Raw genomic sequence first — 13,175 nt, 5'->3', positions numbered from 1 at the left:
GTGGGGAATACTCGCTGATTTTAATATCTTAGCGATCTTTTTTTACCAAGCTTTTCAATATGACTACTAATCAAAAAAAGGGGATTTCATTTCAAAAAGCACTGATTTTGCCTCTTGGGATTATTTTGACAACATTGGTTTTAGTGGTGTCAATTTTTGGATATTATCAGCGCGCCAATAGGATGGAGCAGATGTTCAAGGAGGATAAGATGCCCCTGATGGTGCAGGGTTTGGTGGAGAAGGTAACGGCAAATTTTGATAAACCTCAATTTGTGGGTCAAACGTTGTCGGCCAATGATAATTTATTGTATTTGTTGCAGCATCCGGAAGAGGATATCGAACAGATAAAAAGAATCATTCATCGAACCCAGGTGGGGTTAGATTTGATTTATCTCAATTTTTATTGCCTGGCGACAAACCAGGTGTTAAATGAGGATGGTTTTTATAAAGAAGCTGATCGGGACAATGCCAGAGATGCCTGGATTTTTTCCACACTGGAGCATCAAAATGACTTCACTTTAAATATTTCCTATCTGAAGCATTTGGGTCAGTATGCATGTTTTATTAACCAAAAAATCAAAGATCCAGATTCTGGGGAAATTATTGCATTGGTTGGTCTTGCGGTTGGGATTCCGTTGGTGGAGCAAATGATAAAGGAGGAGCAAATGGGGGCTTCAGGTTCTAATTTCCTGCTTGGGCATGATGGTGCGTTAAAAATTTATGACCACGAAAAGATGGTTGGGGGGAATATTTTTGAACAGGAGGAGTATCAGGCGCTTTCAGATTTTATAGGTTCAGGTCAGGAGGGGCTATTGGAAAGCGAGTATGAGGGGGAGAATCACTGGTTTTATGTGAAAAAATTACCGGGATATGACTGGCTGGTGGTGGCACAGGTGCATGAGGATGAAGTAATGGCAGAATTGAAGGAGGAGCTCTTTACGATTGTATTTTTATGCATCATGGGATTGCTGGTTATCTTTGGTACGCTAAGTTATTTTATCCGTCGGATAAATTTGTCTTTTCAGCAATTGATTACCTACGTAGAAAATGTGAAAGGCGGGCAGGAGGATGTTGAGTTGTTGATGGAATCCAGAATAGAGGAGATTGTATTGTTAGCGGAAAGTTTTCAGCAGTTTGTTCACAGTACTACGGCGGCGACCCGATTTGCAGATCGGATTGCGCAGGGAGATTTGTCGGATAGCGATGAAGAATCGTTAAATGGGGATGATCGCCTGGGAGGTGCGCTCCTGGCAATGAAAAACGCTTTAGCTTCGAACAAAAAGCAAGAGACCACTCGTCAATGGATAAATCAGGGGATGGCCCAATTTGCTGACTTGCTGCGGGATCAAAATTTAGAAGTCTCTGCTTTGACGGACCGGGTGTTGAGTAGAATAATTAAATATTTGGGATTAAATCAGGGTGCCTTATTTGTTTTGAGGGAAAAAGCGGGGGAGGAAGTTTTGAAACTTTCAGCCTGTTATGCATATGACCGAAAAAAGTATATGGATATGGAGGTGTATCCGGGGAAGGATTGGTTGGGCAATGTTTTATGGAGGCAGCCCCCATTTTTCTGACTGAGGTACCACAGGAATATATTCAAATTACCTCTGGTTTAGGAGATGCCCGCCCGAATAACATTTTTATTGTTCCCCTGAAACAAAACGATGAAGTTATAGGGGTAATGGAATTGGCTGGCTTTGAAGTGTTGGCAACCTATAAGCAAGAATTGGTCTTGAGAATATGTGATGCAATTGCGGCGACTTTAATATCAGTCATGCGAAATGAGAAAACCCGAAAATTATTAGAGGAAACCCAATTACAGGCGGAGCAGTTGAGGGCTCAGGAAGAAGAGATGCGTCAAAATATGGAAGAGATGATGGCCACTCAGGAGGAAATGCGGCGGGTAAATGAGGCATTGGAGGCTAATATTTAACCCGAATTATTCACCGCTAAATTTATCAACCAAGCGCAAGTAGTTCGAATTCAAGGTTTTATGGTTTATTTTTTTGAATTATAATAGCCCAAATTTGGGCAAGCTTGCTTTCTCCTCATTCATCTGTTTCGTTGGAAAAAACTCGAAATAGGAAACTATTCCTTCATTTTTTCCGCCTTACAGCTAAACGAGGATTTAAGCATGAATAATCCGGGTTAAAAAGTATTGGCCAGCAACGAAAAAAATATTAGCAAAAAGCCCTGTAACTTGCTTGGAGTTGCAGGGCTTTTTAATTCATAGGATGCTTACTTATTTCTTGAATAATGCATGCTTCCTTCTTTAGCTGTAAGGCGGGAAAAGTGCTCTAATTTTCCTCTATTAGCGTTTTGCCAAGGAAGCTTTGGGCGAGAAGAAAGCAGGCTTTCCCTAATTAGGGCTATTTAAAAATCAGAAGAAAACATCTTGTCATATCCGGAAATTACTGGATGTCAACAATATAAATTATTATGCTTTCACCGTTGCCAGGTGATCCGCATTGTTAAATTCCAATAATTTGAAATCGCCATTTTCCGAATCCCACTCAAAGCGGGTGATGCCTGTATTCTGAGGTACAAAAGTGTGCATTTCAGTCAGGGGCTTATTGGTTAGTGTGCACATTAAAATCCGGATGGCGCGGCTGTGCATCACGAGTAAAACCGTTTCTTCCCCCTGTTGCGACAGGATTTCATCCAATGCTTCTTTTTGACGCTTTTGAACATCCAAAGGACTTTCGCCACCTTCCGCTTTGGCTTCGTAATCACCTTCTTTCCAGGCATTCATGACCGTCCAGACATTATCACCTTCCTGGTAGATCGGTGTGTTTTCATAAACGCCATAATGTAATTCATCCAGGCCAGCCTTTTTTTCGGTCGGAATGCCTTTTTCCAACAAAAGTCGGGCGGTTTGCCAGGTGCGTTGTAAGGAAGAAGTATAAATTTTATCAAAAGGAACTTCCATTAAAGCCTGTGCCATGGCATCACCTTGTGCCTGTCCGAAGGCATTCAGCGAAGCGTCAATGGCTCTCCCCTGAACCAAATCGGCTTTATTGTAATCGGTCTGACCATGGCGGGCAATATAAATGATCTTTTTCATCTCGAATGCTTGTGTAAAAAGGTAGGCCGAAAATACGATAATCGGCTTTATTTTCCTGCTTTTTCCATGATTCTGTTAGATTTGTAGCGTAAAATTCACTTTCCCTTTACATGAGGGAGATCAACGACAAACCATTTAACCTAAAGCCTGTCGGTGGTTCCTTTTTTGGGGAATGAACCCTTCAGGCAGAAATTAACCACAATATGAATCGACAATTTTTATCCGGATTATCTTATCTGTTTGCCATTATTTTTCTGGCTTCCTGCAGTCCTTCCACCGATGAAATGATGGGAGAAGCCAGAAAGTATTTGAATGAAGAAAATACGGGGGAAGCGAAAAAATGGCTGGACCGTATAATTGAAAAAGATCCCGAAAACGCCATTGCTTATAATATGCGCGCGGTGGCCTTTTTTATGGAGGAGCAATACGGACGTACGGTAGAGGATTGTTCCAAAGCCATTGCACTAGCGCCACAGGAATATAAAGCTTTTTATAACAGGGGAAATGCTTACCGCGAACAGCAAAACTGGACTAAAGCCCTGGAGGATTATAATGAGGCGATCAAACTCAAGCCCAATGTGGAGGATTTGTATAACAATCGGGCATTTGTCCTGGTGGAATTGAAAAATTATGAGCAAGCCCTGAAAGACTATAATTTTGCTTTGGAAATGAATGCTGACAATGCCGGGATTTTGTACAATCGTGCGCAGGTTGCTTTAAAAATGGGGCAGGAGGATGCTGCCCGGGAGGATTTGGAGCGTGTGATTTTGAAAGATCAGGGCCATGCGGAAGCTCACTTTCTTTTGGGGATGATTGAATATTTGGCGGAGAACCAGGAGCGGGCTTGTCAACTTTGGCGACGAGCTGCCAATTTGGGATCAGAGGAAGCTAAGGAAAAATTGACTGCTTTTTGTAATTAGGCAACAGGATTTTTACAAGACATAAAACAAGAAAAGGGCAGCTGCGGGCGGCTCTTTTTTTTTAGGTTTTTTTACCCGAATTATTCATCACAGGATTTATTAGCTGGGTCTGAGTGGTTCATCCATATGGTTGTCCGGGGGTCTGGTTGTTTTTGTGCTTTTGTAATAGCCCGAATTTGGCGAAGCTTGCTTGCTCCTCGCTCATCCGCGTGCTTGTAAAAAACTCGATATAGCAAATTCCTTTATTTTCACGCCTGGAAGCTAAAGGAAGATTTAAGCAGGGATGCTCCGGCTTCAGGCTGTCGTAGCTACCCATGGAAAAAAAAGGATTTGCTACGGAAGCCCCATTGCGCTTTTCGAAATAATAATATCCCTTAAATTTTACTTAACTTGCGGGAAATTTGAGGAATAAGAAAAGTATGGGCTTGAGAGCAATTTGGGATTCAATCAGGTATTACAGTCAAGATAAAAAGCGATTTGCCGATTTGGGGACAGAGGAGGAGGCTGCAAAATTATTTACCTATTTGCAGGAATGCTATGTGCAGCATTACGGATTAATCCCAACGGAATTAGAGGATGAAGAGGACAATGCCTTGCCCTTACAAGCAGCCTATGCAGTTCAGGGGCACAATCCGGACTTTGTTCAGAATTTTTATGCCGGTATCATTGCCATTGAAAAGATAGGCTTGCAAGTGAAAGCGCAGTGGCAGATTGGACTGGAAGCGGCCCTGCAATGGGGTAATGGAAAAGTGTTGGGGCAATTTCTTTATGTGGATTTTCAATATGATGAAGAGGCCACTACTTACTCCGGTCGGGTATTATATAAAAGAGTGGGGAATAGTCTGGTAGGATTTTGGATGGAACCAAAAATTTCCTCCGTGGGCTTTGAAAGATTAGTGGAAATGGAGGAAAGTTTTTTCTGACCATATGCTTCGCTGGAAAAGCTTTGCCAGTGGCCTGAGCGCGTAATAGCATTTTTATACCAGTGAATAAACACTGGTATTTTTTTTAACCGGAATTATTCACCGGTAAATGCAGTCGTTCGATCTAATGATCCTGATTTCAGTTTGTTAATCGAAATAATCACCGCTTGATTTTTTGGTCAAAATCAATTGACCTATATTCAATGGGTTATGGTTATTTTATTGGGTTTATTATAGCCCGAATTTGGGCACGCTTGCCTTCTCCTCATTCTGCTGCATCCTTGGGGGAAACTCGAAATTATTCCTTCGCATTCTCCCTCATGAAGTAAAATGAGGATTAAAGCATGCTTTATTCGGGCTATAAAAGTAGACTATAGATTTACCAATTGGGCCGCAATCTCCTCAACACCGGCACGTTCTGTAAAGTCCGGATTATAATGAATATAACGAATATTACCGTCACGGGAAATAATATAAGTAGCAGGAACTGGCAGCATATCCTCAAGATTACCGTTATGCTTTCTCGCATTTTTTTGCATCTGCTTGAAAGAGGCAGGGACAATTTCTCTCCCAAGTTTAAAGGCCACCTTATAATCCAACATGATTTTATAGGAGGTATCATGTAAAATAGAAAATGTAGCACCAGATTTTTTAACCATCTTTTCTATAAATTCCGGTTGTTCAGGCGTTACCACTACGACATTGGCTCCTTTTTCGGTGATTTGTAAAAGGTCCTTCTGTAAATTGGAAATATGACGACGACAATGCGGGCACCAGGTGCCGCGATAAAAAACCAAAACCATATCGCCCTTAGCCAGTACATCCTCCGAACGGATGAGTTTACCATTTTGATCCGTTGCTGAAAATGAAGGAGCCGAATCACCCACCTTCAGGCCTCCCTGGGCAAAAATGAAAAGCGGAGACAAAATTAATAGAAGTGCTATAGCAAAGGTTTTCATGATGTGGTTTTTTGATGTTGATAATTATTGTTAATGATTGATTACAGCTTTTCGGATTCATAATAGTTTTAATCTCTCAGTCGTGGCGTCATCATGATGACAATACTTCATTATTTCACTTATAGATGAAGTTTTGGTGTGTCCCATTGATCAGAATGGCGACTATTGGTTAATAAATATAATTTTACTCTTTTTTTTTATTCTAAATAGGGTTAAAAAAGACTGTCTGAGCATATTATTTTTAAGATGAATTTTTCATTTTTGTAGTCATAAATGAATGTTATGCTGAGAATTAAATCCCCTATCTACCTATCAATTCTTCTTACTGTAAGCTGTGTGTTTTTACTGCAGCGGGCTAATGGTCAGCGAATTGGGCTTAAAGCAGGCGCCGTGGTGGGTAATGCCTATGCCGTGGATGCCGATAATCTACGGACTTTTACCGATCCTAATTTTGGCTTTATTGCGGGATTGGGCTATGAGCAGCAATTCTGGCGGTATTTTATTTGGAATGCCAGCGTGGATTATCAGCAGCAGGGATTTCATTATTATCAAAAAGATGATCGGCTGACGATGAAGATGGGCGTATTGAATGTCCCGGTTAATTTTGGTTTTCGGGTAGAGACCAGCCAGCGAACTTCCGTTTTTCTTCATTTGGGCTTTTATGGACAATTTCACTTGCATGGCAAGGACGAACAAGGCAATGCCCTGCAATGGGGAGGAACATTGGAGAGCTTTCAACCCTGGGACATGGGTTTTAATTTTGGTGCCGGAGGTGATTATGGCCCCTGGCGATTGGGTTTCTATTATCAAACAGGCTTTCGGGATTTAGATAACCAGGAAGAATATACCCTGAAGCAATACAATTATCAGTTGGTGCTGTCTTACTTTTTTGGAACTTCCAGAAGAGATGGTTTACCAAAAGTATTGAGACGTCAGCCCGGAAAGCAACGGAAACGCGACTGGGCAAAGCCCAATCGAAAGAACCCAAATCATCAGATGTATTGATGAGCCTTCGACGCCAAAGACCGCATCGGTAACTAAGGAAATTACTCAGGTCTGGGGAGATAAATGAATGATGCCTTAGGACGTGTTTTATAGCCAAAATTCGCGGCGAGCATTTGAATCCAGGTATTGCAGAAGGGCTATCCGATTATTTTGAGAGCATTGCATCGCGATTGTTGAGAAATAATCCAATATGGCTTCCAGTAATTTGAGTTTAAAGCCGGATGTTGTGCTTTTCAACTTGCTCTTTTTTGTATTTTATGACTTAAGCAGAATTATTCTCTGGTAGATTTAGTGGTTTGTTGAAAAATATTCAGGGTCAATGCAATAGGGCTGAATGGACTAACTTCTTATAGCTCAAATTTGTGTAAGCTTGTATTCTCCTCATTAAACTATCTCGTTAGATCAATACGAAAAAGGAAAAATTACTTCATATTTCCCGCCCAGCTAAACAAGGTTTTAAGCATGAATGATCCGGCTTTAGCCGATTTAAATATCGCTGGATTTATGGAGTGCAATCAAGAAGGATAGATGCTATAGGTATGGAGTGTGTTTTTGATTTTTAAGCCGAATGATTGACAGCTAAATTTATTGGTGCAACCCAAAGTTTTTATCATCAATTCATTACCGGAATTTTTCTTTGATTTTTAAATGCTCAAATTTGGCTAAGCTTGCCTCTCTCTCATTTGGGTGCTTCCCTGGGAATAATTCGAAAAAGTAAACTAATCTTTCCTTAGTCCCGCCATGCTGCTAAGGAAAGATATTAACATGAAATAAACCGGCTTAAGTTGAATTCTCGCATTGTTTGCCATTGGCATTTTGGCTAAATTGCTTAGAATTTATAGAATTTTTATTCAAAACGGAGGCGTCTGGCACTCCTTTTAAATTGATTAACAGGCATGAAGCAATATCTGGATTTGATGCAGGACATCTTGGACAATGGGGTGAAGAAAGAAGACCGTACCGGAACGGGAACCATCAGTGTTTTTGGAAGACAAATGCGCTTTAATTTGGCAGAGGGCTTTCCTTTATGTACGACCAAGAAACTGCATCTTCGTTCGATCATTCATGAATTATTATGGTTCCTGAAAGGGGAAACCAATATTGCTTATTTGAAAGAAAATAAAGTACGTATTTGGGATGAATGGGCGGATGAAAACGGGAATTTGGGACCGGTATATGGAGCGCAATGGCGCTCTTGGCCCACCGCTGACGGTCGAACTGTTGATCAGATTGTGCAGGTGCTTGATCAGTTGAAAAACAACCCGGATTCCCGCCGTATGATTGTAAATGCCTGGAATGTAGGGGAGATTGAGAAAATGGCACTGCCACCATGCCATACCATGTTTCAATTTTATGTAGCAGACAATAAATTGTCTTGCCAGTTGTACCAGCGTTCAGCAGATTTCTTCTTAGGTGTTCCTTTTAATATCGCCTCTTATGCGTTGTTGACCATGATGATGGCGCAAGTTACAGGGCTGGAGCTGGGAGAATTTGTTCATACCTTCGGTGATACACATTTGTATTTGAATCATTTGGAGCAGGCAGAATTGCAATTGTCTCGTGAGCCACGAGCATTACCGAAGATGAAAATTAACCCTGAAGTAAAAGATCTTTTTGATTTTAAATTCGAGGATTTCGAGTTGACCGATTATAATCCGCATCCGCATATCAAAGCTGAGGTTTCTGTATAATCCGGTATTTTAAAAAAGAAGGAAGGATTAATCCGAATTATGCTTGCTTTCTCCTCATTTAGCTGCAAGGTGGAAAAAATGACGGAATGGCTCTCTATTTCGAGTTTTTTGCATGGAAACAAATGAATGAGGAGAAAGCATGCCTACTTAAATTTGGGCGATTAAAATCTAGGGCTGTCAAAAACCCTTTAATGGGAGGTAATCAACCCCTGTTCTGATCACGCCAGAACCATTCATCAGGAAGAAACCAGCTACCAGTCCGAAATATTCGACAGCCTAATTAAAAACCAAAGAAAATATCTGAAATCAACTGAAAGTAAGGATGTTGATTGAGGTTGGTGAATCTGGCGGTGAATAGTTCAGAAAAATTCGGCCATTTTCAAAGTTTTGTTACAATTTCCGGTTGGCGAAACATGCTTTAGGGTTTTAGTTTCCAATTTACTTCTAAACCGGGATCATGTTTTTAATAAAGAATAGCTGTGCCGGGGCAGTTAGCCGTCTAGCGTGACATCTTTCTGTTGCATTTAAGTTTATTTCCTCAATCGTTTGTTAAAAAATGCCATGCACTCTAAAGTACTCAGGATACTCTTAATATTCATAATTTCATCGGTAGGCCCTTGTCAAATAGCGTAAGGTGGCATGCGTCATATTAGAAGTAAATAAGCTTATATTAATTCAAGATGGGAAATTTGATATTCTACCATTGTGTCGGAAAGTTTCCATAATATTTTAGCTTTTTGCTAACTATACGCTGCGGTTTTTGTAAATAATGTAATTGTTCATTTGCCCTGAATGGGATATGATTTAAGTCATATTAGGGGCTAGGGGAATGCCTACCTTTGAATGCATTATTTAGAATAAAACAACAAGACTAAGATGTCCATTTCGACTAAGCGTACGAAGATCGTTGCGACCGTAGGTCCTTCCAGTAACACTAAAGAAATGTTATTACAATTTGCCGTAGCAGGGGTAAATGTAATGCGTTTGAATTTTTCTCATGGTACTCATGAGGATCACCTGAAAGTGATCAACCACATTCGTGAAATCAACAAAGAATTCAACTTCAACATTTCCATCCTCCAGGATTTACAAGGCCCAAAAATCCGTGTTGGTATGATGAAGGATAACGGTCAGCCTATCGAGACCGGACAAGATTTGATTATCACCACTGAAGAGTGTGAAGGTACCAGCGAGAAGGTATCCACCGTTTATCAGAATTTTTCTAAAGATGTAAAAGTCGGTGAAAAAGTTTTGATGGACGATGGTCGTATCCAATTGTTGGTAAAAGCGATTGATGGTAAAGAAGTATTGACTGAAGTATTGGTAGGTGGTTTGTTGAAGTCTCGTAAGGGAATCAACTTGCCAGATACAAATATCTCTGAGCCGGCTTTGACTCACAAAGATTTGATTGACCTTGAATTTGGTTTGGAGCAGAATGTAGACATCATTGCCTTGTCTTTCGTTCGTAATGCTTCTGATGTAGAATTCTTGCGTACTAAGATTCAGGAAGCTGGCCGTACTTGTCGTATTATTTCAAAAATCGAGCGTCCGGAAGCTTTGGTGCATATCGACAAAATCATCAAATCTTCTGATGCAATCATGGTAGCTCGTGGTGATTTGGCGATTGAAACCAATGCTGCTGAGGTACCATTGGTACAGAAGTCTATCATCAAGAAGTGTCATCAAATGGCACGTCCGGTAGTAGTGGCGACCCAGATGTTGGAGTCTATGGTCAAAAGCCCGATCGCTACACGTGCAGAGACCAATGATGTGGCGAATGCAGTAATGGACGGCGCAGATGGCGTGATGCTTTCAGAGGAGTCTGCAGCAGGTCAGTTCCCATTGGATGCTGTGAAGACGATGGCGGACATCTGCCGTACAGTAGAACTTTCTGCTCAGTATGAGTACGATCGTGACCATGAAGTAGCGAAGGATTCTCCTCATTTCATGGCCAAAGAGGTGGTACACACCGGTACTATTTTGGCGAGCTCGATCGGCGCAAAAGCCATCATTGGTAACACCACTTCTGGTTTCACTGCAACGAATATCTCTCGTTACAGACCAAAGGCGAAGATCTTCATCTTTACTAACGATAAATCCGTATCTACGCAGTTGAACCTGATCTGGGGTGTTCAGCCATTCTTGTTGCCTAAGACTTTCAGCACCCTTCGCGGATTGCACGAGCATGAAGAAAAGACATTGTTGAACGAAGGCGTATTGGAAGTTGGAGATTCAGTGGTTCACGTTTCTTCATTCCCAATGGACGGCGTTCACCGTACCAATATGTTGAAGTGTGCAACTATCGAAGAGAATAAATAATTCAAAATATTATTGAAAATAAGGAGCTTCTGTTTCAGGAGTTCCTTTTTTTATTTTGGGGCAAGCCTGCGCTACACTCCGGCCCGGGCTATCAGCCTCGCTATTTTTGTCTGATTTTTAATCTGAAGACGCAGACGGTACTTGCCTGCCATATTTCAATGAGCATTCTTCAATGGTGGGACTCAAAAATGAGCTCATGCAAGCCTTCTATCCCTTTGCCAATCATTCCCTGCCCTTCATCCCTTTCTCCTTCATTTTCTGTTATTTCTTTTTTTAAAAGCGCATCACTTATATCGCTTTTCTTGGTAAATTTGCCTCTCAAGGGTTTATTCCTAAGGTTTTATGAACAAAAGTAATCGAGATATTTTCTTTGAGCATCAGGCTCAAACTTCCCCTTATCCTCTAGGAATTGAGATTGAAAGAGCGGAAGGTGTTTATATGTATGATACCGAAGGCAAGTCCTATATGGATCTGATATCGGCTATATCAGTCAATAATCTGGGGCATCGCCATCCTAAAGTAATTCAGGCCATTAAGGATCAGATTGATAAGTATCTGTTCGTGATGGTTTATGGGGAAATGGTGCAAAAACCGCAGGTGGAGCTGACTAAAAGCTTGTTATCGGTTTTGCCGGAGCAGCTGAACTGTACCTATTTCGTAAATTCCGGAACGGAGGCCAATGAGGCAGCTCTGAAATTGGCCAAACGCTATACGGGGCGTACGGAATTGGTGAGTTTTAATCGTTCCTACCATGGAAATACCCATGGCTCTTTAAGTGTTTCGGGTAACGAGGTGAAGAAAAACGCTTTTCGTCCCATGCTACCTGAGGTACGTTTCATCGACTTCAATGTGGAAGAAGACCTGCAAAAGATTACCACCAAAACTGCCGGTGTAATTGTAGAGCCTATTCAGGGAGATGCAGGTGTCCGGATTCCTTCCATCGCATATATGCAGGCTTTGCGGAAAAGGTGTGATGAAGTGGGCGCCATCCTGATTTTTGATGAAATCCAGACGGGCTTTGGTCGTACAGGGAAGTTTTTCGCCTTCGAACACTTTGGCGTTGTGCCGGATGTGCTGACCATGGCAAAGGGAATGGCCGGTGGGATGGCAATGGGTTGCTTCGTTTCCTCTCAGGAAAAAATGAAAGTACTTTCCCATGATCCCATTCTCGGGCATATCACTACTTTCGGAGGACAACCCGTTTGCTGTGCGGCCGCAAATGCCGTCGTGAATGTTTTGAAGGAAGAAAATCTGATCGAAGCCTCCGAGGCAAAGGGGCAATTAATCGAAGACTTGTTAAAGTTGCATCCAGCTATAAAAGAAATTCGCCGGAAAGGATTGATGTTCGCCATTGATATGGAAAGCTTTGATTTGGTGAACCGGGTAGTGACCAAATGTATTGAGCGAGGGATGATCACCTATTGGTTTTTGTCCACGCCAACAGCTTTTCGATTGGCTCCACCTTTAGTCATTACAGAGGAAGAAATTCGCGAGGCTTGCCGGGTAATACTGGAAGTGATTGAAGAGGAATGGCAGAAATAGGCCAAAAAGATATTTATTTGAGGGTTTAGCCATGGAATTAACCGTGGCTTGCCTATTTTTAAGGATTGAATTTTATTTTTATGTCGATCATTAAGAAAATCCTTAGAACTAATCGATTCAGCGCCGCTGCATTGAATATATATTTTTTAAACCGTTTTTATTTAAAGCCTAAAGGCTGGACGGAAAGCCGTTTTTTAGGGCAGTCGATTAACGGTGAAGGGGATCCAATTCCATGGTTCACTTACCCCATGATTCATTTTTTATCCAATCGAATCACCAAAGAACATCGTGTTTTTGAATTTGGGATGGGGAATTCTACTCGTTGGTTTGCCGCTCGCGCCAAAGAAGTGGTGGCGGTAGATCATGATAAAGGCTATTTTAATTTCATCTCCCCAAAATTGGAACAGTTACCCAACGTAAAGTGTGCTTTGCGTGAGGATGTGAGAGAAGGATATCCCAATTATCTATCCGGGCAGGAGGAAGACTTCGATATAATTGTGGTCGATGGACGCAATAGAAACAAATGTGCTGAAAAAGCATTGAAATCGCTTTCGGCGCGGGGTGTAATAATTTGGGATAATGCGGAGCGGGAGGAATACCAGAAGGGCATTGATCATTTGCACGAGGCAGGTTTTAAACAACTTGATTTTTCCGGTCATGCACCTATTAATTTCCAGGAATGTGTTACTGCCATTTTTTATAGGGCAAATAACTGTTTGGATATTTAGCGATTGTTGAAATCGCTAAATTTG

Annotated in this window: 11 protein-coding genes; 9 read left to right on the top strand and 2 right to left on the bottom strand. The window is 41.4% G+C overall.

The features are described 5' to 3' along the window. The first annotated feature begins 59 nt into the window (after positions 1 to 59). The gene (locus tag NG22_RS09235; protein ID WP_053405489.1) at positions 60 to 1,574 is read left to right on the top strand and encodes a Cache 3/Cache 2 fusion domain-containing protein; all 1,515 of its coding nucleotides are present in this window, start codon (positions 60 to 62) and stop codon (positions 1,572 to 1,574) included. Then, entirely contained in the window at positions 1,550 to 1,933 is a 384-nt protein-coding gene (locus tag NG22_RS09230) for a GAF domain-containing protein (protein ID WP_053405488.1), read from the top strand. Before NG22_RS09235 ends, NG22_RS09230 begins: the two co-directional genes overlap by 25 nt. A gap of 504 nt (positions 1,934 to 2,437) precedes the next feature. Here the strand turns inward: NG22_RS09230 and NG22_RS09225 are convergent. Then, the gene (locus NG22_RS09225; RefSeq protein ID WP_053405487.1) at positions 2,438 to 3,064 is read right to left on the bottom strand and encodes a histidine phosphatase family protein; all 627 of its coding nucleotides are present in this window, start codon (positions 3,062 to 3,064) and stop codon (positions 2,438 to 2,440) included. Between the two features lie 203 nt (positions 3,065 to 3,267). On the opposite strand from NG22_RS09225, the gene NG22_RS09220 reads away from it, so the two are divergent. Together NG22_RS09220 and NG22_RS09210 are read left to right on the top strand one after the other, a co-directional pair. Then, the gene (locus tag NG22_RS09220; protein WP_053405486.1) at positions 3,268 to 3,984 is read left to right on the top strand and encodes a tetratricopeptide repeat protein; all 717 of its coding nucleotides are present in this window, start codon (positions 3,268 to 3,270) and stop codon (positions 3,982 to 3,984) included. A gap of 401 nt (positions 3,985 to 4,385) precedes the next feature. Next, positions 4,386 to 4,907 (top strand): hypothetical protein, encoded by a 522-nt coding sequence (locus tag NG22_RS09210; protein WP_157600970.1) that lies wholly within the window; start codon positions 4,386 to 4,388, stop codon positions 4,905 to 4,907. 371 nt (positions 4,908 to 5,278) lie between these two features. Here NG22_RS09210 and NG22_RS09205 read toward each other — a convergent pair whose 3' ends face one another. Beyond that, positions 5,279 to 5,866, bottom strand: a complete 588-nt coding sequence (locus tag NG22_RS09205; RefSeq protein WP_053405483.1) for a peroxiredoxin-like family protein — start codon at positions 5,864 to 5,866, stop codon at positions 5,279 to 5,281. A gap of 282 nt (positions 5,867 to 6,148) precedes the next feature. Here NG22_RS09205 and NG22_RS09200 point away from each other — a divergent pair, with 282 nt between their 5' ends. The 5 genes from NG22_RS09200 to NG22_RS09180 all read left to right on the top strand — a co-directional run bounded on the left by NG22_RS09200 (position 6,149) and on the right by NG22_RS09180 (position 13,151). Then, the gene (locus NG22_RS09200; protein ID WP_053405482.1) at positions 6,149 to 6,871 is read left to right on the top strand and encodes an outer membrane beta-barrel protein; all 723 of its coding nucleotides are present in this window, start codon (positions 6,149 to 6,151) and stop codon (positions 6,869 to 6,871) included. Between the two features lie 896 nt (positions 6,872 to 7,767). Further along, positions 7,768 to 8,562, top strand: coding sequence for a thymidylate synthase (locus NG22_RS09195; RefSeq protein ID WP_053405481.1), 795 nt, complete (start codon positions 7,768 to 7,770; stop codon positions 8,560 to 8,562). An 876-nt stretch (positions 8,563 to 9,438) separates the two neighbouring features. Then, entirely contained in the window at positions 9,439 to 10,881 is a 1,443-nt protein-coding gene (gene pyk, locus NG22_RS09190; protein WP_053405480.1) for a pyruvate kinase, read from the top strand. Positions 10,882 to 11,223: 342 nt separating this feature from the next. Then, positions 11,224 to 12,423 carry an aspartate aminotransferase family protein gene (locus tag NG22_RS09185; RefSeq protein WP_053405479.1) on the top strand — a complete coding sequence of 400 codons (1,200 nt, stop codon included), beginning with the start codon at positions 11,224 to 11,226 and terminating at the stop codon, positions 12,421 to 12,423. Positions 12,424 to 12,503: 80 nt separating this feature from the next. After that, positions 12,504 to 13,151, top strand: coding sequence for a class I SAM-dependent methyltransferase (locus NG22_RS09180; protein ID WP_053405478.1), 648 nt, complete (start codon positions 12,504 to 12,506; stop codon positions 13,149 to 13,151). The last annotated feature ends 24 nt before the right edge of the window (positions 13,152 to 13,175 follow it).

Origin of the sequence: Persicobacter sp. CCB-QB2, assembly GCF_001274635.1 — a bacterium.
Lineage (GTDB): Bacteria > Bacteroidota > Bacteroidia > Cytophagales > Cyclobacteriaceae > Persicobacter > Persicobacter diffluens.
This window is presented reverse-complemented; position numbering and strand designations above follow the sequence as displayed.